Here is a 23,465-nt window from a genome sequence, read left to right on the forward strand (position 1 = left end):
TTGCTGGATGGGTACGCTCACACGCCCAGGTAAGCGGCCCGCAGTTCAGGGGCTGCCAGCAGCGTCCCGGGCGTACCGGAGAACCTGACTTCGCCGTTTTCCAGCACGTAGGCCCGCGAGGCGATTTCCAGCGACAGCGCCACGTTCTGCTCGACCAGCAGGATCGACAGTCCTTCCTTGTGCAGGCGGCGGACCAGGCCGAACATCTCCTCGACCATCAGCGGCGACAGCCCGAGCGAGGGCTCGTCCAGGATCAGCAGGCGCGGATCGCCCATCAGGCCGCGGCCGATGGCCAGCATCTGCTGCTCGCCGCCGGACATGGTGCCGGCGCGCTGGCCCAGCCGTTCGCGCAGGCGCGGGAAGGTATCGAGCACCCATTCCAGGTTGGCCTTGAGCTGGCGCGTGGCGCGGCGGCAGGCGCCCAGCTCCAGGTTCTCCAGCACGGTCAGGTTGGGGAAGATGCGGCGCCCTTCGGGCACCTGGATCAGTCCGGCGCCGACGATGTCCTGCGGCCGGGCCCGGCTGACGTCCCGCCCGTCGAAGCGGACCGTGCCGGAGGTGCCGGACACCAGGCGGCAGGCCGTGTTGATCAGCGTCGATTTGCCGGCGCCGTTGGCGCCCAGCAGGGCCACGATCTCGCCGCGATTCACCTCCACGCTGACGCCGTGCAGCACCTGCACCTCGCCGTAGCCGCTGTGCAGCCCTTGCACCGACAACAGGGTCTCAGGCATGGGCGGCCGCCTCCTGCTGCGCGCCGATGCGCTGCGCCATGCCGTGGCCCAGGTAGGCCTCGATCACCTGCGGGTCGCGCGTCACCTGCGCGGGCGAACCCTGCGCGATCAGCCGGCCGCCGGCCAGCACGAATACGTCCTGCGCCAGGTTCATCACCGCCTGCATCACGTGCTCGATCATCACGACGGTCACGCCGTCGTCGCAGATGCCGCGCACCACCGGGATCATCGCGGCGATTTCGCCGGGGTTGAGCCCGGCCAGCACCTCGTCCAGCAGCAGCACGCGCGGCCGCGTGGCCAGTGCGCGCGCCAGCTCCAGGCGCTTGCGCCCGGCCACGGTCAGGCTCGAAGCGCTCTTGTGCAGCTGGTCTTCCAGCCCGACCCGGCGGGCCACTTCATCGGCGTGTGCCAGCGCCACATTGCGGCCGCGCACATGCAGGTGCGCGCCGACCGCGATGTTCTCGCGCACGGTCTGCCCGGCAAACGGCTGCACGATCTGGAAGGTGCGCGCCAGCCCGAGCCGGCAGATGACATGAGGCGCGAGCCCGTTGAGGGTGCGGCCTTCCAGCTCCACCGTGCCCTGCGTGGGCGCGAGGAAGCCGGACAGCATGCCGAACAGGGTCGACTTGCCGGCGCCGTTGGGGCCGATCAGGCCGGTGATGCGGCCGCGCGCAATGGACAGGTTCACGTCCTGCACCGCCGCCAGGCCGCCGAAGCGGATCGACAGTCCGTGGGTCGAAAGTATGGTCTGCATCGTCATTTCCCTTGCCTTATGCCCTCGCCTTGCGCACCGATCCGGCCGCCCCGGCCAGGCCCTGCGGCAGGAACATCACCATCAGCACCAGCAGCGCGCCGTAGATCACCAGGCTCACGCCCGGCACATCGCCCAGCGCATTGCGCGTCAGCTCGTTGAGCAGCTGCAGCGCCAGCGCGCCGAGCAGCGGGCCGAACACCGTGGCGGTGCCGCCGATCACCGCCCCAACCAGCGCGGCCACCGAAAAGGCCGGACCGTAGGCGATATGCGGATCGAGGTATTGCAGGTACTGCGTATAAAAAACGCCGGCCGCCGCCATCAGCGCCGCGGACATGGCAATGGCTACCAACTTGACGCGCAGCACGTCGATGCCGAGCGCCTTCGCCGCGTCCTCACTGTCCCGCACCGCCATCAGACAGGCACCGAAGCGCGACCTGCGCAGCCACCACGAGAGGAGAAGGCCCGCGGCGACGAACGTCAGGATGAACCAGAGGTAGCCAGCCTTGCCGGCAAACTGGAGATGCAAGGCACCGGGCTGCAACGGCAACTGCATGCCTGCACCGGCACCGGTAAAACCGACCGCATTGGCCACGATGCGCAGCACCTCGGCCACCGCCAGCGTCGCCAGCGAGAAGTACGAACCCTTGAGCCCGTAGCGGAACGACAGCACGCCCACGCCGACGCCGGCGAGCGCGCCGACGCCGGTCGCCAGCACCAGCGCCAGCCACGCATTCATGCCGAACGCGACCTGCAAGATCGCCATGGCATAGGCGCCGGTGCCGAAGAACGCCGCGTGGCCGAACGAGAACTGCCCGCCAAAGCCGCCGAGGATGTTCCACGACTGCGCCATCAGCGTCATCAGCAGCACCATCACCAGCAGGTTCAGCGCGAAGCCGGAGGACAGCCACAGCGGCGCCGCGGCAAAGCCGGCCAGAACGATGGCGATCCAGCCGAGCGTGGGAAGAGAAGAAATTCGATTCATGTCAGGCTCCTCGAGTCACGCCTTCGCGCCGAACAGGCCCTGCGGACGGAACAGCAGCACCAGGATGAAGATCAGGAAAATGCCGACCTGGCCCAGGCTGTCGCCCAGCCACAGGCCGCCCAGTGACTCGACCACGCCGATCAGCAGGCCGCCCCACAGCGCCCCGGCGAAGCTGCCCATGCCACCCAGCACGACCACGGTGAAGGCGATCAGCACGAAGCCGTCGCCGACGCGCGGATTGACGTAGTAGGCCGGCAGCAGGAAGCAGGCGGCCGCGCCCAGGCAGGCCAGGCCGATGCCGAAACTGAGCGCATAGACGCGCTCGACATCGATGCCGACCACGCGCGCGCCCTGCTTTTCCCTGGCCACCGCGCGGATGGCGCGGCCCAGCGTGGTGCGCCGGATCATCAGCATCAGCAGGCCGCAGGCCAACAGTGCGCCGGCGAAGGCGATCACCTTGGGCAGCGCGATCGATGCACCCAGCAGCTCGACGGTGGACAGCGCATAGGGCGTGTCGATGGTGTAGGTGTCGGAGCGGAACAGGTACAGCGCCAGGTTCTCCAGCACGATCGAGATGCCCAGCGTGACCAGCAGCACGTTCTGCTCGTTGCCGCGACTTGCCCGCGCGATCAGGTGGCGCTGCAGCAGGTAGCCCGCGGCGAACATGGCCGGCAGCATCACCAGCAGCGCCGCGTAGGGATCGACATGGAGCCGGGTAAAGAGGAAATAGACGCCATACAGCGCCGCCATCAGCGCGGCGCCGTGGGCGAAGTTGACGATATGGAGCACGCCGTAGATCAGCGTCAGGCCCAGCGCGACCAGGGCATAGATCGCCCCGGTGGTCAGGCCGTTGAGCCAGGAGGCCCAGAGTATCGGGATATCGAACATGTAATGCGTTCCTCGCGGCAACAGGAGTCCAGCGTCGGGAAGCGGGCTTCCCGACCGTAGCGACTAGGGATAAACGGCGTACCGGCGCGACCGGCGTGAAGCGCTTAGCTGGCCGGCAGCGGGAACACCGCGTCGACCTGCCGGTAGGCGTTGGGGAAGACCACCTTGATGTCGCCATCCACCACCTGCGTCAGCAGCGGCTGCGCGCCGGTGTTCTGGCCGTTGACGAAGCGCGTCGGCCCGTACGGCATGAAGTGGCTGCTGAAGCTGCTGCTGGCGAGCGCTTCGATCACGCGCTCGCGCTGCGCCGAGCCGGCGCGCTCAATGCTGTCGGCCAGCAGCATGGTGGACGCATAGGTGCAGAAAACCTCGTAGGTAAAGAACAGGCCGCTGGCCTCAACGCGCTTGCGCAGCGCAATGGCGCGAGGATCCCTGGGGTTGTACCAGTGGTTGCAGTCCAGCACATGCTGCGCCGCCGCCGGGAACTCCTTGATGAACTTGAAGCTCGACGCCGCGCCGCCCAGCACCGAGTAGACCGCCTTGGGCCGGAACTTCTGCTGCTGCATGGTGCGCATCAGCAGGGCGTACTCGTTGTAGTAGTTGGCCGCGATCACGATGTCCGGATCGGCCGCCTTCATGCGTAGCACGATATTGCTGAAGTCGCGCGTCGGGTTGGCGTGCTTGACCACCTCCTTCACCTCGAAACCGAACTCCGGCAGGCGCTGGCTCAGCAGCTTGGCCGTGCCACTGCCGAACAGCGATTCCTCGTGGATGATCATCGCCGTGCGCGCGCGGTTGCCGCTGAGCTGGTTGAGCGTGCGCAGGTTGCTCATCGCGGTTTCGGTGGCGACCTTGTAGCCGGGGCCGAAGCGGAACGTGTTGGTCAGGCCGCGCTCGACGATGGCATCGGCCACGCCCACGTCGACCACATGCGCCAGGCCATGCCGCGCCGCCGCCTGCGTGGTGGCCAGGCAGATCGCGCTGGCATAGGCGCCGACCACGGCGCTGACGCCGGCCTCGTTCATCTTCTCGACTTCGGCCGCGCCGATCTCCGGCTGCGACTGGGCATCGCCCAGCACCGCTTCCAGCCTGGCGCCGCCCAGCGACTTGATACCGCCGGCGGCGTTGATGTCGGCGATCGCCAGCAGCGCGCCGGCACGGCATTGCGTGCCGGAAAACGCCAGCGCTCCGGTGACCGGATGCAGCACGCCGATGCGCACCGGCCTGGGCTGGGCCCGTCCGATCTGCGGCGCCAGCGCACCGGCGCCAAGCAGCGCGGCCTGGCCCAGGAACCGGCGTCTTGCCGGATAAGTCTTGGTCATTTCTGTCTCCTCCCGATTTCTTGGATCACCGCGTCGCGGTGGATAGGTCGCGCGCAAGCCAGATACGCGCCTTGTCTTCGCCAGCGCGCGTCAGCGCCATGCGGTAGTCGTAGCATTGCGGGCGATACAGGCCGCTGAGCCACTGGACCGGGTTGCCGTCGACATCGCGCACCACGCGCACCACCGACAGCAGCGCCGCACCCACCGGCTCGTCCAGCAGCGCCGCGGCCTGCGCGTCGGCCAGGCAGCAGGACAGCGTCTGGTCGGCGTGGCCGATGCGAACCCCGCCGTCTTCCAGCAGCGCCAGCATGGGCTGCTGCTGCAGCGCGCCCGGTGTCAGCAACAGCGCCACGTGCGGCGGCGACCATGTCGTGATCAGCGAGACCGGTTCGTCCCGGTGCAGGCGCACGCGCATCACGTGCAGGGCTTCGTCCCGCTCCGCCAGCCGCAGCGCCTCCCGGACGTGCGTGGGGCAGCTCCGCATGCCGAAATCGACCACCCGCACCGAGGTGCCGGCGACGACTTCGAGCAGGCTGTCGAGCAGGCCGCACATCTGCGCTGGTGGCCTGTTCAGCCGAACCTGCTCGATATTGACGAATGTCCCCTGCCCGGGCCGCCGGTAGATCAGGCCTTCCTGGAGCAGCTCGGCTAACGCCCGCCGCACCGTCACCCGCGCCACGCGATACTGCTCCATCAAGCGGAACTCGGCCGGCAGCCCGCTCTCGTCGTATAACCCGTTCAGGATTTTCTGCCGCAGCACCAGGTAAATGCGGTGATACCGCGGCATCGGCGAATTTTGGTTTCCCATAAATGGCGGCTGCTATCTTTCGACCCGTTGAAATTTATCGGTTCACCGACATCGGATACTTCCCGTTCAGGCCAATTAGTCAAGGGAATATCGGCTCTGAAGCATGGACCGAAAGATATATCAGTATTATTGTCGCTTCAATAGGACAACTAATAGGACATCGTAGATATTTTCCCCAATGAGACATGGAATGAAAGCCAGCCCTTAATAAAAAGTCAGGGGTCGTCCGGATTACTCAGTAAATGCTTCAGACGTTCCGGAAACACCAGCGCGAGCCGGACAGCGCCAGGCATGGCGCACCAACAAAAAGCCCCGCCATCAAGGCGGGGCTGAAAGCTGCTGACTGGGGTTTCGTTGGCGGCCCGAACGACATCTGGCAGCTACCCCGGCAGCGCACTCCGGATCAGCAGGTTGACGCGTTCCGGCTGCTCATGGATCACCCAGTGCGTGCCCTCGGGGATGCGTTCCAGGCGCAGGTCAGGCACGAAGTCGCCCAGCCCGTCCACCAGCGACTTCGGCAGCGCGCGGTCGCGTTCGCCCCAGATCACCAGCGTGGGGACCTTGACCACAAACGCGGCCGGATCCAGGCGCGAGATATCGGGCGGCGGCTCGCCCTCGCCCGGCGGGTGCATGGGCGAGGCGCGGTAGAAATTGACGCCGCCGGTGAGCGGATGGACGCCGGCGTCCTGGCCTTCGCCCGGCTGGGACCATGCCGCGTGGTACCTGGCGCGCGTCTCCGGCGTGTACCATGCCGCCGGCTTGCCGTCGGCATCGGCAAGCATCCGGTCCAGCAGCGCGAAGTCGTTGGCGGCCAGCGCCTTTTCCGAGCCCGGCTTGCGCAGCCAGTTCATGTAGGCGGAAGCGGCCTGCTGCTCGGGATCGGTGGCCAGCGCGCGCGCAAACAGGTACGGATGCGGCGAGTTGACGATGACGAGCTGGCGCACCAGCTGCGGGAACTGGATCGCCAGGTTCCAGCAGATCGCCCCGCCCCAGTCGTGCGCCACCACCACGGCCTGGTCATAGCCCAGCGCGCTGACCAGCTGCACCAGGTCTTCGACGATATGGCGCGGCCGGTAGGCCTCGACCTCGGCGGGCTTGCTCGACAGGTTGTAGCCGCGCAGGTCCGGCGCCACGGCAAAATGCGTGCGTCCGAACTCGGCCAGCTGGGCCTCCCATTCGAACCAGAATTCAGGAAAGCCGTGCACGAACAGCATCAGCGGCTTGCCGCGCTCGCCCGCGCTGGCGTAGTGCAGGCGGGTGCCGTTGGGCAGCGTGGCGTACTGCAGGTGGCGGATCACGGCGGCGGGGGCAGCCATGTTGTTCTCCATATGCGGTCCTCCTCGTTGTGGCGTTGTGCTGGCGTCAGCCGCGCAGCGCGGCAACGAGGCCCGCGCGGACCTCGGGCTTGTCGGCAAACGGATCGCCGGGATTGCGCTGCCCGACGATGTCCTCGAAGCGCTGGCGCACGGGGGCGAGCGCCTGGGGGTGGGAATAAATATAGAAGCTTTCGTCGCGGATGGCATCGAAGGTCAGCTGCGCGACCTCGGCGGCGGTCACCTTGCCGGAGCCGACGGCCTTGTCCGACAAGGCCTGCGACACCAGCTGCGAACGCGTCGGCGGCGCCTGGTTGGCCAGGTCGGCGGGCCGGTTGCGCTGGGACTGGTTGATGCCGGTGGGCACAAAGTACGGGCACAGCACCGAGCAGCGCACCTGCTCCGTCACCAGGCCCAGGTCCTGGTACAGGGTTTCGGTCAACGCCACCACCGCGTGCTTGGACACGTTGTACACGCCCATTGCCGGCGGGTTCAGCAAGCCCGCCATCGACGCCGTGTTGACGATATGGCCCTGGTAGGCCGGATCCTTCTCCGCCGCGGCCAGCATCAGCGGCGTGAAGATGCGCACGCCGTGCACGACGCCGTACAGGTTGACGCCCAGCACCCACTCCCAGTCCTTCTCGGAGTTCTCCCAGATCAGGCCGCCCGCGCCCACGCCGGCGTTATTGAACAGCAGGTTGACCTGGCCGAAGGCCTCGATGGCGGCATCGGCCAGCGCCTGCACCTGGTCGGCACGCGAGACGTCCGTGCGCAACCCGATCACCGGCACATTGCGTGCCTTGAATTCCGCCACGGTCGCGTCCAGCGCGTCTTCCTGCACATCCGCCAGCACCAGCTTCATGCCGAGGTCGGCGGCAATGTGGGCAAACTCCTTGCCGAAACCCGAGGCGCCGCCGGTAATGACAGCCACCTTGTTGGAGAAGTCCTTCATATCGTCTGTCCTGTCGCGTGATTCGTTTTGGGAAACGGCGGGCCGTGTGCCATGCGCGCTCAGGCGGCGCGCTGCACCTGGTAGCCCTGCCGCGGGAAATGCACATTGAGCGCGCCGGCGCGCGGGTCCTGGCGGCGCAGCGTGACGCGGCGCGCGCTCAGCGCCAGCAGCACGCCGGCCACCGGGTCGCGCGCATAGTCGGTCGGCGTGACGGTGACGGCGTCGCCGGCCTGCAGGCCGGCATCCACGACCACGCCCTCATCCAGCGCCAGCGGATCGGCACTGCGCGCGGCGCCGATCGCGTCCTCGCTGTCGATCACGCGCGGCCGGCCATGGCCGAAGGTGTTCATGCGCGCATACCAGGCCTGCAAGCGCGGATAAGCCTCCAGCAGCTGCGCCAGCGCGCCGGCGCGGCGGATAAACCAGAGGTTGTGGTACAGCGAGAAATCGGCAACCGACAGCGCCGGCCCGGCCACATGCCCGATCCCGGCAGCGAACTGCGTTTCCAGTTGGCCGAACGTTTCATGCAGCAGCGCGGTGGCTTCGGGCAACGGCATGCGCAGCGCATTGGTGTCGCCACGCATGGCCTTGCGGTCCGCGCTGAAGGCCTGGACCTGCGCCGGCGACAGGTGGCCCAGCATGCTGGCAACGCCGGCCGGCTGGAACACATAGGTCACCGATGCCGTGAACAGCGCCGCATCGAACCAGGCTGCCGCGACCCGCGCCGCCGCGGCCTGGGCCGGCGGATACAGCGCCGGCGCGGGCGCCAGCGCGTCCAGCACCTCGCAGATCAGCGCGGTATCGCAGTAGATATCGGCACCGACCTGCAGCACCGGCGTGCGGCGGTAGCCGCCGGTCAGCGCCAGCAGGTCAGGCTTGGGCAGGATGGCGGGGATTTCCACCGCGTGCCAGGCCAGTCCCTTGGCGCCCAGCAGCAGGCGGACCTTCTCGGAGAATGGCGAAGTTGCGTACTGGTGAAGAATGATGTCGGCCATGCGATCCAACTCCATGTTTGCCAGCGGGTGCCGTGCGGTTCAGTCCAGCAGGTCCGGCTGCTCCTTGACGATGCGGGCATAGAGCGGCTGGAACTGGAACCAGCCCGCCTGCGCCGTGCCGACGATCGAATAGGCCTGGCGCGCGGCCGCATCGGAGATCAGCTTGAGCGGCGCCTGGGTGCGCGCCGCGGCGGCTTCGGCCAGCAGCTGGACCTGGCAGGAGCGCTCCATGGTGATGAACCACCAGGCGGCTTCGTCCACGGTCTTGCCGACCGTCAGCAGGCCATGGTTCTGCAGGATCGCGGCCTTGTTCTGGCCCAGCGCATTGGCGATGCGCTGGCCTTCGTCGAGCTCCACCACCACGCCGCCGAAATCGTCATAGACCGCATGATCCTGGTAGAACGCGCACACGTCCTGCGTGAGCGGATCGAGCGGGCGGCCCAGCGTGGACCACGCGCGGCCATGGGTGCTGTGCGAATGCGCTGCCGCGACCGCGTCGGAGCGGGTCTGGTGCACGCGCGAATGGATGGCGAAGGCCGCGGCATTGACCGGGTAGTCGCCCTCGACCACGTCGCCGTGGTGGTCGCAGCGGATCAGGTTGGAGACCTTGACCTGGCTGAAATGGACGCCGAAGGGATTGACCCAGAAGGTATCGGGAAACTCCGGGTCGCGCGCGGTGATATGGCCGGCCACGCCTTCGTCGAAACCGAACCTGGAAAACAGCCGGAAGGCCGCGGCCAGGCGCTGCTTGCGGTGCAGGCGCTCTGCGGCGGCGGTGGCGAACTGCGGCGGGCGCGGCAGGTTGCGGTAGCGGGCCTTGACCTCTTCGGGCAGGCCGGCGCCGATCTCGTCGCCGCTCTGGATTTGCGGGGCTTGCGGGGCATTCATCGGTGTCTCCATCTTTTTGGTGAAATCCGTTGCCCGCGGCGCGCCCGGCAGGCGCGCCGCGGCCCTGCATGCGCCGGTCAGACCAGCTTGACCAGCTGCTTGCCGAAGTTCTTGCCCTTGAGCAGGCCGATAAAGGCTTCAGGCGCGCTGGCCAGGCCTTCGGCAATGCTCTCGCGGAACTTGAGCTTGCCCTGGGCGACGGCGGTGCCCAGTTCCTTCAGCGCCTGCGGCCAGACCTCCATATGCTCGGAGACGATAAAGCCTTCGATGGTCAGGCGCGACACCAGGATCAGCTGCGGGTTCTTCAGCGGCAGCGGCTGGCCGTCATAGCCCGCGATCATGCCGCACATGGCGATGCGGCCGAAGGCGTTCATGCGCGTCAGCACGGCGTCCAGGATATCGCCGCCGACATTCTCGAAATAGCCGTCGATGCCGTCCGGGGTGGCTTCCTTGAGCATCTTGTAGAGCTCCTTGGGATCCTTGGCCGCCTTGTAGTCGATGCAGGCATCGAAGCCCAGCTCATTGACCACGTAGTCGCACTTGTCCTTGCCGCCGGCAAAGCCGACCGCGCGGCAGCCGGCCAGCTTGGCCAGCTGCCCGACCACGCTGCCCACTGCGCCGGAGGCAGCGCTGACCGCGATGGTCTTGCCCGGCTTGGGCAGGATGATCTTGTTCAGGCCATACCAGGCGGTCACGCCCGGCATGCCGACCGAACCGAGGTAGGCCGACAGCGGGATATGCGTGGTGTCGACCGGCTGCAGGCCGGTGCCGTCGCTGACGCCCATCTCCTGCCAGCCGAACATGCCGACCACCTTGTCGCCTGGCTTGAACTTGCTGTTCCTGCTTTCCACCACTTCGCCCACGGTGCCGCCGATCATGACCTCATCGAGCGGCTGCGGCGCGGCGTAGGACTTGCTGTCGTTCATGCGGCCGCGCATGTACGGGTCCAGCGACAGGTAGTGGTTGCGCACCAGCACCTGGCCGTCGGCGATCTGCGGCACGGGCACTTCTTCCAGGCGGAAATTGGCCGGCGTCACCGCGCCTTCGGGACGCGAGGCCAGGACGATGCGCTTGAACGTTTTGGACATGGTCGATTCCTTTCAGTAGGAATATGGAACGGCTTGAATACTGCGTCGGGAAGGGACAGCCGCGCTGCCCCGTCTGCTGCATCGGTGCCGGCGCTCAGCCGTCGGCACCGGTATCGGTCTCACCCGGGCGCTGCGGCGGCATGCGCCGGATGTACTTGAAGGTGCCCGAGCCGCGCGCCACGGTCTTGCCGTCGGCGTCGACGATCTCGGCTTCGCAGAACACCATGGTGGTGGTGCGGTGCACGGTGGTGCCGCGCGCGGTCAGCGCGCCGCGCCCCGGCGCCATGAAGCTGGTCTTCATCTCGATGGTGACCACGCCCCGGCCATCCGCGTCGCTGCTGCGGCCGGCCACCGCCATGGCCACGTCGAGCAGCGTCATGATTACGCCGCCGTGGGCCATGTCCCAGCTGTTCTGGTGGCGCTTCTCGATCGGCAGTGCGATCTCGCTGCGGCCGCCTTCGGCGAGGTTGCAGGTCACGCCGAGGTCGGCGAGGAAGGGAATGTGGGTCAGGGGGCCTTTGAACTGGTTCATGGCAATTGCGAGTCCGAGAATTAGGTGCCGGCGAGGCCGAGGCCTTGCGCCGGCCCCAAGTTTGAGGGCAATCCGGGATTCCGCCAAGCCGCACGGTGCGGCTTGCCCGGAATGCGCCCTGCCCGGCTCAGACCGCGCTGACGCCGCCGTCCACCGCCAGGATCTGGCCGGTGATGTGTTTGCCGGCGTCGCTGGCAAACAGCAGCGCGGCGCCCTTCAGGTCCTCGTCGTCGCCCAGGCGGTGCAGCGGCACGCCGGCGCACATGGCCTCAACGCCCATGCGCTCGAGCGAGCCCTTGGTCATCTTCGACGGGAAGAAGCCCGGCGCGAGCGCGTTGACGGTGATGTTGTGCTCGCCCCACTCGGCCGCCAGCGTGCGCGTGAAGTTGACCACCGCACCCTTGGAGGTGTTGTAGGCAATGGTCTCCATGCTGCCCGGCGGGTTGCCGGCCAGCCCCGCGATCGACGCCACGTTGATGATGCGGCCGTAGCGGCGCGGGATCATCGACAGCTTGCCGATGCGCTGGCTCAGCAGGAACAGGCCGCGGATGTTCAGGTTCATCACCTTGTCCCAGGCTTCGACCGGATGGTCTTCGGCCGGGGCGCCCCAGGTGGCGCCGGCGTTGTTGACCAGGATGTCGACGTGGCCCAGCTTCGCGATGGCCTCGTCGGCCAGGCGCGCGATTTCCGACTCCTGCGAGCCGTCGGCGGCGATCCAGTCGGCCTCGATGCCGAGCGACTTCAGGTGCGCCTGCGCCGCCTGCAGCTCGTCGGCCTTGCGCGCCGACAGCACCAGGCGCGCGCCCTGCTCGCCCAGCGCCTCGGCAATCTGCAGGCCAAGCCCGCGCGAGCCGCCGGTGATCAGCGCGGTCTTGCCCTTCAGGTCAAACAGTTGCTGGATGGTACGCATATTGTCTTCCTTCGTTCTGTAGGGTTCGGGGATGGGCAAGCGCCGCTCAGAACCACGCGTCCTGCATGTCGAGCGTGGTGCGGTCGAGCGACTCGAGCAGCGCCAGCTGCGGGCCGACCTTGGGCAGCTCCCAGCGGAAGAAGTAGGCCGCCGCGGCCAGCTTGCCGCGGTAGAAGTCCTCGTCTTCCTTGCCGTTCGCGCGCGGCAGCGCGGCTTGCGCCAGCAGTGCCTGTTCCAGCCAGATCCACGCCACCACCACGTGCCCGAAGGCCTCCAGGTAGACCGAGGCATTGGCCAGCGTCACGTTGGGGTCGCCCGCGCTCCACAGCGCCTGCGTGACCTCGGCCAGGCGCTTGGTGGCGGTGCCGAGGGCGCCTGCCTGCTGCGACAACTCGGCATTGCCGGCGGCGAGCGCGCGGGTGATGGTGTCCTGCACGCGCTCGCCCAGCAGCTTGAAGGCGGCGCCGTCCTTCATCACCACCTTGCGGCCCAGCAGGTCCAGGCCCTGGATGCCGTGCGTGCCTTCGTGGATCGGGTTGAGGCGGTTGTCGCGGTAGAACTGCTCGACGTTGTACTCGCGCGTATAGCCGTAGCCGCCATGCACCTGGATCGCCAGGTTGTTGGCCTCCAGGCACCATTGCGACGGCCAGCTCTTGGCGATCGGGGTCAGGATATCGAGCAATAGCGCCAGGCGCGCATGCGCGGCTTGGTCGCCGGCGGCCGCAGCGGCCTCTTCCTCGTCGACCAGGCGCGCGCAATAGAGGTTCAGCGCCAGGCCGCCTTCGACATAGCTCTTCTGCGCCAGCAGCATGCGGCGGATATCGGCGTGCTCGACCAGCTTCACCTGCGGGCTGGCCGCATCCTTGCCGCCGGGGCCGACCGCGCGGCCTTGCGGGCGGTTGCGCGCGTAGTCCAGCGCGTGCAGGTAGCCGGTATAGCCCAGCATCACCGCGCCCAGGCCCACGCCGATGCGCGCCTCGTTCATCATGTGGAACATGCAGGCCAGGCCCTTGTGCGGCTCGCCCACCAGGTAGCCGATCGCGCCGGCCTTGCCGCCCGGCCGGTACTTCATGCCTTCGCCGAAGTTGAGCAGGCAGTTGGTGGTGCCGCGGTAGCCCATCTTGTGGTTCAGGCCGGCCAGCACCACGTCGTTGTGCTCGCCCAGCGAGCCGTCTTCATTGACCAGGTACTTGGGCACGATGAAGAGCGAGATGCCCTTCACGCCCGGGATCAGCTTGCCGTCCGGGCCGGGGATCTTGGCCAGCACCAGGTGGACGATATTTTCCGACAGCTCGTGCTCGCCGGCAGAGATCCACATCTTGTTGCCGCGCAGCCGGTACTGCGCGCCCAGCGGCGATTCGCCCTCGTACTCGGCGCGCGTGGTGATGTCCGACAGCGACGAGCCCGCCTGCGGCTCGGACAGGCACATGGTGCCGAAGAAGCGACCGTCCATCTCCGGCTTGACGAAGGTCTCGACCTGCGCCGGCGTGCCGTGCGTCAGCAGCAGGTTGGCGTTGCCGATGGTCAGGAACGGGTACGAGCTGGTGCCGACGTTGGCACCCTTGAAGTAGGCAAAGCCAGCCTTCTCGACCACCACCGGCAGTTGCATGCCGCCCAGTTCATAGTCCTGGCCGGCGGCCATCAAGCCGGCCTCGCAGAAGGCCTTCAGCGCGGTGCTGACCTCGGGGATGATGCTGACGGTCTCGCCGTCGAAATGCGGCTCTTGCTGGTCGTTCTTCTTGTTGTGCGGCGCGAACAGGTCGGTGGCGATTTTCTCGCAGGTGTCCAGCGCGGCGTCGAAAGTCTCGCGCGAGTGGTCGGCATAGCGCGGGATGCGCGTGAGCTCGTCGACCTTGAGCCATTCGTACAGCACGAAATTCAGGTCGCGGCGGGATAGGATCATCGACATGGTGTCTCCATGCGGCGCACTGCGTGGCGTGCCGCGAGTTCTTTTTGCTAGCGTGGGAGGCGCCGGGCGCGGTCAAAAAAGGGCGCTGCCGCGCCCTTCCCTGCGTGCCGCTCAGGCGCCTTCGCCAAGGCGCGCGATCGTTCCCTGCGCCACCGCGCAGAGCCTCTCCTCGCCATCCCTGACGACGTACACGTCGCAGCGCACCACCGCCTGCTGGCGGCCGGCGCTGACGCATTCGGCGCGGGCGACCAGCAGCTCGCCGATCGCCGGGCGCACGTAGTTGATCTTGTACTCGGATGTCACGACCGGCACCGCCATGGCCGCGCCGCCCGCGTAGGTCAGCGCATTGTCGGCCAGGTAGCTGACCACGCCGCCGTGCAGGAAGCCGTGCTGCTGCCGCAGGTCCTGACGGATCGGCAGGCGCAACTCAGCCTTGCCCGGCGACAACGCCGCCAGTTCGGTGCCGACCAGGACCGAGAAGGGCTGGCTGGCCAGCACCTCCCGGCCCCAGGCGAGCATGTCGGCGGGCGTGGCCCGCGCGGTGCCCGCAGCCGACATCAGAGCACTTCGAACAGGCCGGCCGCGCCCTGGCCGCCGCCGATGCACATGGTCACCACCACGTACTTGACGCCGCGGCGCTTGCCTTCGATCAGCGCATGGCCGACCAGGCGCGCGCCCGACACACCGTAGGGGTGGCCCACGGCGATGGCGCCGCCGTTGACGTTCAGCCGGTCCATCGGGATGCCGAGCGTGTCGGCGCAGTACAGCACCTGCACGGCGAAGGCTTCGTTCAGCTCCCACAGGCCGATGTCGTCGACCTTCAGGCCGGCCTTCTTCAGCAGCTTGGGCACAGCAAAGACCGGGCCGATACCCATCTCGTCCGGCTCGCAGCCAGCCACGGCAAAGCCGCGGAACACGCCCAGCGGCTGCAGGCCGCGGGCCTCGGCGACGCGCGCATTCATCACCACCGCTGCCGAAGCGCCGTCCGAGAACTGCGAGGCATTGCCGGCGGTGATCACGCCACCCGGCACCGCGCTGCGGATCTTGGAGACGCCTTCCAGCGTGGTATCGGCGCGGATGCCCTCGTCGGCGGAGACGGTGACTTCCTTGGTCACCAGCTGGCCGGTCGACTTGTCGGCCACGCCCGCCAGCACCGTCATCGGCACGATCTCGTCCTTGAACTTGCCGGCTTCCTGCCCGGCGGCGGCGCGTTGCTGGCTGCGCACGCCGTACTCGTCCTGGCGCTCCTTCGAGATGTTGTAGCGCTTGGCCACGTTCTCGGCGGTCTGCAGCATGTTCCAGTAGATTTCCGGCTTGTTCTTCAGCAGCCAGCTTTCCTGGACCATATGGCGGTTCATCTCCTGCTGCACGCACGAGATGCTTTCCACGCCGCCGGCGACGAAGATGTCGCCCTCATCAGCGATCACGCGCTGCGCGGCCATGGCGATGGTCTGCAGGCCGGACGAGCAGAAGCGGTTGACGGTGGCGCCGGGCACGGTCACCGGGCAGCCGGCGCGCAGTGCGATCTGGCGTGCGATGTTGGCGCCGGTGGCACCTTCCGGGTTGGCGCAGCCCATCAGCACGTCTTCCACTTCGGCGGCCTCGATCTTGGCGCGGGCAATGGCGTGCTGGACGGCATGACCGCCGAGCGTGGCGCCGTGGGTCATGTTGAAGGCGCCCTTCCAGCTCTTGGCCAGCGGGGTCCGCGCGGTGGATACGATGACTGCTTCGTTCATGTCTTGCTCCTCGGATTCTCTTGTGTCGTTCAGTTCGGTGGTTCGGTTCAGCCCTGGCCCTTGAGCAGTTCAGCGGACGTGACGCGCGCAACGCCGGCGGCGCCGAGGTCCTGCCATGCTTTGGCCAGCGACCCTTCCAGGTCGATGGCGCGGCAGGCATCCTCGATCACCGCGGCCGCGAAGCCCGCGGCGCGTGCATCGAGCGCGCTCCAGGCCACGCAGTAGTCCGTCGCCAGACCCGCGCAGAACACGCGCCTGACGCCATGCTCGCGCAGGTAGCCGGCCAGCCCGGTGCGCGTGGTGCGGTCCGCCTCCAGGAAGGCGGAGTAGCTGTCCACGTCGGCATGGTGGCCCTTGCGGATCACCAGCCGCGCATGCGGCACGTGCAAGCCCGCATGCAGCGCAGCGCCGGGCGTGCCCTGCACGCAGTGCACCGGCCACAGCACCTGCTCGCCATACGGCAGCGCCAGCGTCTGGAACGGCTGCGTGCCCGCATGGTTGGCCGCGAACGAGACGTGGCTGACGGGATGCCAGTCCTGCGTCAGCACCACATGACCGAACGCACGCGCCAGCCGGTTGATGACGGGCACCACTTCATCGCCGTGGGGCACGGCAAGCGCGCCGCCCGGCATGAAGTCGTTCTGCACGTCGATCACCAGCAGGCAATCGTCCGGTCCGATGGTGGTGTTCATCTCAGCTCCAGGCTGAACCATGTGGCGGTATTAACCGTTGAAGCCCTTGCCTTCGTCCGCCAGCTTCTGCAGCAGCGGCGCGACCTGCCACGCTTCACCGTGGTAGCCCTTGGCGTAGCGCTTCATCGACAGCGCCACGTTGTACAGGCCGACCTGGTCCGCGTACAGCATCGGGCCGCCGCGGAACAGCGGGAAGCCGTAGCCGGTCAGGTACACCATGTCGATATCCGAGGCCTTGGAAGCAATGCCTTCCTCCAGGATCCTGGCGCCTTCGTTGACCAGCGCGAACACCAGGCGCTCGACGATCTCTTCGTCAGAGATCTTGCGGCGCGTGATGCCCAGGTCCTTCGAGTGCTGCACGATCATGTCGTTGACCTGCTGGTTCGGGTACGGCTTGCGGTCGCCCGCCTTGTAGTCGTACCAGCCCGCGCCGGTCTTCTGGCCGAAGCGGCCCATCTCGCACAGCAGGTCCGCGGTCTTGGAATACTGGATCTCCGGCTTGTCCACCGCGCGGCGCTTGCGGATGGCCCAGCCGATGTCGTTGCCGGCCAGGTCGCCCATGCGGAACGGGCCCATGGCAAAGCCGAACTTCTCGATGGCCTTGTCGACCTGCTCCGGCAGCGCGCCTTCGTCCAGCAGGTAGCCAGCCTGGCGGCTGTACTGCTCGATCATGCGGTTGCCGATAAAGCCGTCGCAAACGCCCGACACCACCGCGGTCTTCTTGATCTTCTTGCCGACCTGCATGACCGTGGCCAGCACGTCCTTGCCGGTCTTCTCGCCGCGCACCACTTCCAGCAGCTTCATCACATTGGCCGGGCTGAAGAAATGCATGCCGACCACGTCCTGCGGACGCTTGGTGAACGAGGCGATCTTGTTGACGTCCAGCGTGGAGGTGTTCGAGGCCAGGATCGCGCCTTGCTTGGCGACTTCATCCAGCTTCTTGAACACGGTCTCCTTGACGCCCATCTCTTCGAACACGGCCTCGATGATCAGGTCGGCGTCCTTGAGGTCGTCATAGGACAGCGTGGTGCTGAGCAGGCCCATGCGCTGCTCGACCTTCTCTTGCGTGAGCTTGCCCTTCTTGGCGCTGTTCTCGTAGTTCTTGCGGATGATGCCGACGCCGCGGTCGAGCGCTTCCTGCTTGGTTTCCAGGATGGTGACCGGGATGCCCGCGTTGAGGAAGTTCATGCTGATGCCGCCGCCCATGGTGCCGGCGCCGATCACGGCGACCTTCTCGATCTTGCGGGTCGGCGTGCCTTCGGGCACATCGGGGATCTTGCTGGCGGCACGCTCGCCAAAGAAGGCGTGGCGCAGCGCGCGCGATTCCGGCGTGGTAACCAGGTAGAGGAAGCCCTCGCGCTCTTGCTTCAGGCCCTGTTCGAACGGCTTGAGCGAGCCGGCCACCGCTTCCAGGCACTTCAGCGGCGCCGGGAAGTTCTTGGCCATCGCGGCCACGGTATTGCGGGCAAAGCCCAGGTAGCCTTCGGGGTTCTCGTGGCGCACCTTCAGGTCGCGCACCTTCGGATGCGGGCCGGTGGCGGCGCCAACGTTCTGCGCGAACTTGACCGCGGCGGGCAGCACGTCGCCGTCGACGATTTCATCGAACAGCTTGGTGCCGGCAAACTTCTCGGACAGCACCGGGGTGCCCGACACGATCATGTTGGCCGCGGCCTCCAGGCCGATCACGCGCGGCAGGCGCTGCGTGCCGCCGGCGCCCGGCAGCAGGCCCAGCTTCACTTCCGGCAGCGCGATCTGGGCGCCCTTGGACGCCACGCGGTAGTTGCAGCCCAGCGCCAGCTCCAGGCCGCCACCCATGGCGACCGAGTGCACGGCGGCCACGACCGGCTTGGACGAGCCTTCCAGCACGCGGATCACCGAGTGCAGCGTCGGCTCCTGCATGGCCTTGGGCGTATTGAATTCACGGATGTCGGCGCCGCCCGAGAAAGCCTTGCCAGCGCCGGTGATGACGATGGCCTTGACGGCGGCATCGTCCAGCGCACGGGTCATGCCTTCGACGATGCCAAGCCGGGTGCTGTGACCCAGGCCGTTGACAGGGGGATTGTCGAGCGTGATGACGGCTACGCCGTCCTGAACCTGATACTGCGCTGTCATGCTGGTTCCTTTGGTGTCAAAAGTTGTCTCGGGATTCGAATTCTCGAATTCAATTTTTACTGCACGGCGCGGCCGGCAGCGGCCGGCGACTGCTGCGGGAGGCTGCCGTCATGAGCGGGTAAACCCTCCGCCCGACCTGCCGCTTTCCCGCGTCCCGCAACGCCTTCCGGCGCCTGGGCGAAACAAGCATACACAAAATAGCACGGTCGTTCAATTTTAATTTTCGGACTTTTCCGGCGACATGCGCGGCGCTAATGCCGCCCCTGACCGCGATGCATGGCGGGGCGCCTGACGCGGTGCCAAATCGTCCCGCCATGGCGGATAAAGCACTTGCCGAGTGCGACTGAGTGCCGCCTCTAAACCAGTATCGGACTTTATTTGGCCGACACGGACAAATCGCGCGGGCCGACCCTGTAAACTCGCGGCTTTTCGTTTTTTGCCGTCCGGGTTCCACAAGATGCCGGATCGGCGGAAGGTCCAGCGACCCTGATGTCTTCCCCCTCACATTCCCACGCCCACGAGCACCAGCACCCGGTGGTCGAGCACGACCACCTCAAGCGCAGGCTCAAGGCCCGCCACCTGAGCATGATTGCCATCGGCGGCGCGGTCGGCACCGGGCTGTTCGTGGCCTCGGGCGCCTCGATCGCGCAGGCCGGCCCCGGCGGCGCGCTGCTGATGTATATGCTGCTCGGGCTGATGGTCTATTGCCTGATGACCAGCCTGGGCGAGCTGGCGGTGCATATGCCGGTGGCCGGCTCCTTCGTCACCTACAGCGCGCTCTATGTCGACGAAGGCTTCGGCTTCGCGCTGGGCTGGAACTACTGGTTCAGCCTGGCGGTGACCATCGCCGTGGAACTGACCGCGGCGCAGCTGGTGATGCAGTACTGGTTCCCCGAAATGCCCGGCGTGGTCTGGAGCGCCGCGTTCCTGCTGCTGATGTTCGGGCTCAATGCGTTCTCGGTGCGCGGCTTCGGCGAGGCCGAGTACTGGTTCGCGCTGATCAAGGTGGTGACCGTGATCGTGTTCCTGGGCGTGGGCCTGCTGATGATCTTCGGCATCATGAAAGGCGGCCCGCAGTCTGGCTGGCACAACTTCACCATGGGTGACGCGCCCTTTGTCGGCGGCATCCCGGCCATGATCGGCGTGGCGATGATCGCGGGCTTCTCCTTCCAGGGCACGGAAACGGTGGGCGTGGCCGCCGGCGAAGCGGAGAACCCGGCCAGGACCATCCCGCGCGCGATCCGGCAGACCTTCTGGCGCATCCTGCTGTTCTATGTGGTCGCGATCCTGATCATCGGGGTGCTGATTCCCTATACCGATCCCAGCCTGCTGCGCAACGACGTCACCGACGTGGGCGTGAGTCCGTTTGCACTGGTGTTCCGCCACGCCGGCCTGGCCTTTGCTGCGGGGCTGATGAACGCGGTGGTGCTGACCGCGCTGCTCTCGGCCGGCAGCTCCAGCATGTATGTATCGACCCGGATCCTCTACGGCCTCGCCGTCAGCGGCCGCGCGCCGCGCGCGTTCGGCAAGCTGACCGTGAGCGGCGTGCCGTTCAATGCGCTGCTGGCCACCACCGCCGTGGGCGCGCTGTGTTTCTTCAGTTCGCTGTTCGGGGACAAGGCGGTCTACCTGTGGCTGCTCAACACCTCGGCCATGACCGGCTTCTTTGCCTGGCTGGGCATTGCCATCAGCCATTACCGCTTCCGTCGCGGGCTGGTGCACCAGGGCTATGACGTTGGCATGCTGGCCTACCGCTCGCCGCTCTATCCCTTCGGCCCCATTTTTACCGTGGTGCTGTGCGTGGTGATCGTGGCCGGGCAGAACTACCAGGCGTTTGCGGATATTCCGAACCGGTGGCCGGAGATCGTGGCGACCTATATCGGCGTGCCGGCGTTCCTGGCGCTGTGGTGGGGGTACCGGGCGGTGAAGAAGTCGCGGCTGATCGACTATGAGGATATGCCGTTTGACTTGCCAAAGCCGGCAGTTTTCGGCCCTCTCCCGCAAGCGGGAGAGGGAGCACACAGTTGGCAAGGGGAGCGCACAGTGGCCGAAGTCATACCTCCAGCCACTCCTTCCTGATCTGCGAGTTGGCCTTCAGTTCCGCGGGCGTCCCCTCGAACACAATATGCCCGTGCCCCATCACGTAGACGCGCTGGGAAATATCCAGCGCGATCGCCAGCTTCTGCTCGATCAGCAGCACGGAAATACCCCGCTCCTTCAGCGTCTTCAGGTAGTCCCCGACCAGGGCCACGATCATCGGCGCCAGGCCTTCGGTCGGTTCGTCGATCAGCACCAGGTCGGGGTCGCCCATCAGCGTGCGGCACAACGTCAGCATCTGCTGCTCGCCGCCGGAGAGCACGCCGGCCGAGGTGTTCTCGCGCTCCTTCAGCCGCGGGAACATGTTGAACATGTCCTCGACGGTCCAGCGCGGCCTGGCCTGCCGTGGGTTGCGCTTCTCGCCCAGCAGCAAGTTCTGCCGCACGGTCAGCGTCGGAAAGATATCCCGGTTCTCCGGCACATAGCCGATCCCGAGGTGCGCGATCTCGAAGGTGCGCCGCCCCAGGATCTCTTCGTCGCGAAACCGCACCGAGCCCTCGGCCTTGACCATGCCGAGGATGGCCTTGGCCATGGTCGAGCGCCCCACCCCGTTGCGGCCCAGCAGCGCGACGATCTCGCCTTCGTCGATATGCGCGTCCACGCCGTGGAGGATATGGCTCTTGCCGTAGTAGGCGTGCAGGCCCTGGACGTTCAGCATGCGCTTGCCCATCAGTGCGCTCCTTCGGTGGCTTCCTCGTCGAGGGTTGTGCCCAGGTAGGCTTCCTTGACCTTGCGGTTGTTGCGGATGGCCTGCGGGGTGTCCGTGGCGATCACTTCGCCGTAGACCAGCACAGAGATGCGGTCGGCCAGGCCGAATACCACGCTCATGTCGTGCTCCACCATCACCAGCGTCTTGCCGACGGTGACCTTGCGGATCAGCTCCACCGCGTGATCGGACTCGGAGCGGCTCATGCCCGCGGTGGGCTCGTCCAGCAGGATCACCTCGGCGCCGCCGGCGATGGTGATGCCGATCTCCAGCGCACGCTGCTCGGCATAGGTCAGCAGGCCCGCCTGGCTGTCGCGGCGGTGCTGCATGCCGATCAGCTCCAGCACCTCCTCCGCGCGCTCGCGCGTGTCGCGCAGGCCCTTGAGCCGGTGCCAGAACGAATACTTGTAGCCGAGCGACCACAGCACCGCGCAGCGCAGGTTCTCGAACACCGACAGCCGATGGAAGATGTTGGTGATCTGGAAGCTGCGCGACAGCCCCATGCGGTTGATCACGAACGGCTGCAGCCCGCCGATCTCCGCGCCATTGAGCCGCACGGTCCCGCTGCTCGGCGCAAACCGGCCGGAAATCAGGTTGAAGGTCGTCGACTTCCCTGCGCCATTGGGCCCGATCAGCGCATGGCGCTCGCCCTTCGGGATGCTCAGGTTCACGCCGCGGATGATTTCCGTCTGGCCGAACTTCTTGCGTACATCGGTCAGTTCCAGTGCCGCTGTCATGGCCTGCCTCCTGCGATTTCCATCTGTACCTTGTCCCACGCGCTGCGCACCCGCGCCGCCGCCAGCCGCCACGCGAACAGGCCAGCCGCCCACAGCGCGGCCGCCGCCAGCCATGGCGTCCAGGTTGCGGCATCGAAGCCGACGCCGAACAGCGACATCGTGGTGCCGTTGGCGCTGTCGACCTGCACCTTGTAGACCAGCTCGACCGTCAGGATCATGGCCAGCAGCAGCACCACGGCGGCGCCGCCGGCACGCGCGTAGGACGGCAGCATGCGGCCCAGCTTGCCCTTGCCCAGCAGCGGCACCTGCATCAGCAGCAGGCTGGCCAGCCCGCCCGGCACGAACATCACCATCAGCACGAAGAACAGGCCCAGGTACAGCAGCCAGGCCTTGGTCAGGTCCGACAGCGCCACCGCGAACAGCACGAACACCACCGCGCCGATGATGGGCCCGAAGAACACGCCCGCGCCACCGATGAACACCGCCAGCAGCACGCCGCCGGAGCGCACCGCGCTGACGTTCTCGGCCGAGACGATCTCGAAGTTGATGGCGCCCAGCGCCCCGGCGATACCGGCGAAGAATGCCGACAGGATCAGCACCAGGTAGCGCACGCGCTGGGTGTTGTAGCCGATGAACTCGACCCGCTCGGGGTTGTCGCGCACGGCGTTGGCGATGCGGCCCAGCGGCGTCTGCGTCCAGGCGTACATCGCCACCATCGACAGCAGGCACCACGCCGCGATCAGGTAGTAGACCTGGCGCCCGGGCCCGAAGGTGATGCCCAGGAACGGATCGCCGACCACGCGGTTGGTGGAGATGCCACCCTCGCCGCCGAAGAACTCCGGAAACATCAGCGAGCTGGCGAACACCATCTCGCCGATGCCCATGGTGATCATGGCAAAGGTGGTGCCGGACTTCTTGGTGGTGACGTAGCCGAAGATCACGCCGAAGAAGGCGCCGGCCAGGCCGCCCACCAGCGGCAGCATCGACACCGGCAGCCAGACCTTGCCCGCCCCGACCATGTTCAGCACATGCACGGCGATAAACGCGCCCAGGCCGGAGTAGACCGCGTGGCCGAACGACAGCATGCCGGTCTGCCCGAGCAGCATGTTGTACGACAGCGCAAAAATGATCATGATGCCCATCTGCGACATCAGCGTGATGGCGAAGCCCCCGGTGAAGATCAGCGGCAGCACCAGCATGACCAGCACGGTCAGGCTCCAGATGATCCAGCGCGCCAGGTTCAGCGGGCGGTAGCGCAGGGTGCGGCCGGTCACCACCGGCTCGCGGGGTTGTTGCATCGCTTGCTCCATGGT

22 protein-coding genes are annotated in these 23,465 nt (G+C 67.0%); 1 reads left to right on the forward strand and 21 read right to left on the reverse strand.

Going from position 1 to position 23,465, the window contains the following annotated elements; translation table 11 throughout:
- Positions 1–17: 17 nt before the first annotated feature.
- From I6H87_RS18315 to I6H87_RS18400, 18 genes are all read right to left on the reverse strand, one after another.
- Positions 18–731: an ABC transporter ATP-binding protein gene (locus I6H87_RS18315; protein ID WP_011615142.1), complete on the reverse strand. Its 714-nt coding sequence runs from the start codon at positions 729–731 to the stop codon at positions 18–20.
- Positions 724–1,491, reverse strand: coding sequence for an ABC transporter ATP-binding protein (locus tag I6H87_RS18320; protein WP_011615141.1), 768 nt, complete (start codon positions 1,489–1,491; stop codon positions 724–726). Before I6H87_RS18320 ends, I6H87_RS18315 begins: the two co-directional genes overlap by 8 nt.
- Positions 1,492–1,501: 10 nt before the next feature.
- A complete protein-coding gene (locus I6H87_RS18325; protein ID WP_010810031.1) occupies positions 1,502–2,467 on the reverse strand; it encodes a branched-chain amino acid ABC transporter permease in 966 nt (321 codons plus the stop codon).
- 15 nt (positions 2,468–2,482) lie between these two features.
- Positions 2,483–3,355, reverse strand: coding sequence for a branched-chain amino acid ABC transporter permease (locus I6H87_RS18330; RefSeq protein ID WP_011615140.1), 873 nt, complete (start codon positions 3,353–3,355; stop codon positions 2,483–2,485).
- 104 nt (positions 3,356–3,459) lie between these two features.
- Positions 3,460–4,677 (reverse strand): ABC transporter substrate-binding protein, encoded by a 1,218-nt coding sequence (locus tag I6H87_RS18335; RefSeq protein ID WP_011615139.1) that lies wholly within the window; start codon positions 4,675–4,677, stop codon positions 3,460–3,462.
- 25 nt (positions 4,678–4,702) lie between these two features.
- On the reverse strand, positions 4,703–5,485 hold the full coding sequence (locus I6H87_RS18340) for a GntR family transcriptional regulator (RefSeq protein ID WP_011615138.1): 783 nt from the start codon (positions 5,483–5,485) through the stop codon (positions 4,703–4,705).
- A 380-nt stretch (positions 5,486–5,865) separates the two neighbouring features.
- On the reverse strand, positions 5,866–6,813 hold the full coding sequence (locus I6H87_RS18345) for an alpha/beta fold hydrolase (RefSeq protein ID WP_010810035.1): 948 nt from the start codon (positions 6,811–6,813) through the stop codon (positions 5,866–5,868).
- Between the two features lie 34 nt (positions 6,814–6,847).
- On the reverse strand, positions 6,848–7,750 hold the full coding sequence (locus I6H87_RS18350) for an SDR family oxidoreductase (RefSeq protein ID WP_010810036.1): 903 nt from the start codon (positions 7,748–7,750) through the stop codon (positions 6,848–6,850).
- Between the two features lie 59 nt (positions 7,751–7,809).
- On the reverse strand, positions 7,810–8,745 hold the full coding sequence (locus I6H87_RS18355; protein WP_010810037.1) for a glutathione S-transferase family protein: 936 nt from the start codon (positions 8,743–8,745) through the stop codon (positions 7,810–7,812).
- A gap of 39 nt (positions 8,746–8,784) precedes the next feature.
- A complete protein-coding gene (locus tag I6H87_RS18360; RefSeq protein ID WP_010810038.1) occupies positions 8,785–9,633 on the reverse strand; it encodes a class II aldolase/adducin family protein in 849 nt (282 codons plus the stop codon).
- 77 nt (positions 9,634–9,710) lie between these two features.
- The gene (locus I6H87_RS18365) at positions 9,711–10,721 is read right to left on the reverse strand and encodes an NADP-dependent oxidoreductase (protein WP_011615136.1); all 1,011 of its coding nucleotides are present in this window, start codon (positions 10,719–10,721) and stop codon (positions 9,711–9,713) included.
- Positions 10,722–10,815: 94 nt separating this feature from the next.
- Positions 10,816–11,253, reverse strand: coding sequence for a PaaI family thioesterase (locus I6H87_RS18370; RefSeq protein WP_010810040.1), 438 nt, complete (start codon positions 11,251–11,253; stop codon positions 10,816–10,818).
- Between the two features lie 127 nt (positions 11,254–11,380).
- Positions 11,381–12,163, reverse strand: a complete 783-nt coding sequence (locus I6H87_RS18375; RefSeq protein ID WP_010810041.1) for an SDR family oxidoreductase — start codon at positions 12,161–12,163, stop codon at positions 11,381–11,383.
- A gap of 46 nt (positions 12,164–12,209) precedes the next feature.
- On the reverse strand, positions 12,210–14,072 hold the full coding sequence (locus I6H87_RS18380) for an acyl-CoA dehydrogenase (protein WP_011615135.1): 1,863 nt from the start codon (positions 14,070–14,072) through the stop codon (positions 12,210–12,212).
- Positions 14,073–14,183: 111 nt separating this feature from the next.
- Positions 14,184–14,630 (reverse strand): PaaI family thioesterase, encoded by a 447-nt coding sequence (locus I6H87_RS18385; RefSeq protein WP_010810043.1) that lies wholly within the window; start codon positions 14,628–14,630, stop codon positions 14,184–14,186.
- On the reverse strand, positions 14,630–15,808 hold the full coding sequence (locus tag I6H87_RS18390; protein ID WP_010810044.1) for an acetyl-CoA C-acyltransferase: 1,179 nt from the start codon (positions 15,806–15,808) through the stop codon (positions 14,630–14,632). Before I6H87_RS18390 ends, I6H87_RS18385 begins: the two co-directional genes overlap by 1 nt.
- 47 nt (positions 15,809–15,855) lie before the next feature.
- Complete coding sequence (gene pncA, locus I6H87_RS18395; protein WP_011615134.1) at positions 15,856–16,500, reverse strand: bifunctional nicotinamidase/pyrazinamidase; 645 nt, start codon at positions 16,498–16,500, stop codon at positions 15,856–15,858.
- A gap of 30 nt (positions 16,501–16,530) precedes the next feature.
- Positions 16,531–18,612: a 3-hydroxyacyl-CoA dehydrogenase NAD-binding domain-containing protein gene (locus I6H87_RS18400; protein ID WP_010810046.1), complete on the reverse strand. Its 2,082-nt coding sequence runs from the start codon at positions 18,610–18,612 to the stop codon at positions 16,531–16,533.
- Between the two features lie 489 nt (positions 18,613–19,101).
- Here I6H87_RS18400 and I6H87_RS18405 point away from each other — a divergent pair, with 489 nt between their 5' ends.
- Positions 19,102–20,691: an amino acid permease gene (locus tag I6H87_RS18405; RefSeq protein ID WP_011615133.1), complete on the forward strand. Its 1,590-nt coding sequence runs from the start codon at positions 19,102–19,104 to the stop codon at positions 20,689–20,691.
- Here the strand turns inward: I6H87_RS18405 and I6H87_RS18410 are convergent.
- The 3 genes from I6H87_RS18410 to I6H87_RS18420 are packed head-to-tail and all read right to left on the reverse strand — an operon-like array spanning position 20,666 to position 23,462.
- Positions 20,666–21,379 (reverse strand): ABC transporter ATP-binding protein, encoded by a 714-nt coding sequence (locus I6H87_RS18410; protein WP_011615132.1) that lies wholly within the window; start codon positions 21,377–21,379, stop codon positions 20,666–20,668. The two genes, I6H87_RS18405 and I6H87_RS18410, sit on opposite strands and share 26 nt — an antisense overlap.
- On the reverse strand, positions 21,379–22,152 hold the full coding sequence (locus I6H87_RS18415; protein ID WP_010810049.1) for an ABC transporter ATP-binding protein: 774 nt from the start codon (positions 22,150–22,152) through the stop codon (positions 21,379–21,381). Before I6H87_RS18415 ends, I6H87_RS18410 begins: the two co-directional genes overlap by 1 nt.
- Positions 22,149–23,462, reverse strand: a complete 1,314-nt coding sequence (locus I6H87_RS18420) for a branched-chain amino acid ABC transporter permease (RefSeq protein ID WP_010810050.1) — start codon at positions 23,460–23,462, stop codon at positions 22,149–22,151. Before I6H87_RS18420 ends, I6H87_RS18415 begins: the two co-directional genes overlap by 4 nt.
- Positions 23,463–23,465 lie beyond the last annotated feature (3 nt).

The organism is Cupriavidus necator, from assembly GCF_016127575.1.
Lineage (GTDB): Bacteria > Pseudomonadota > Gammaproteobacteria > Burkholderiales > Burkholderiaceae > Cupriavidus > Cupriavidus necator_D.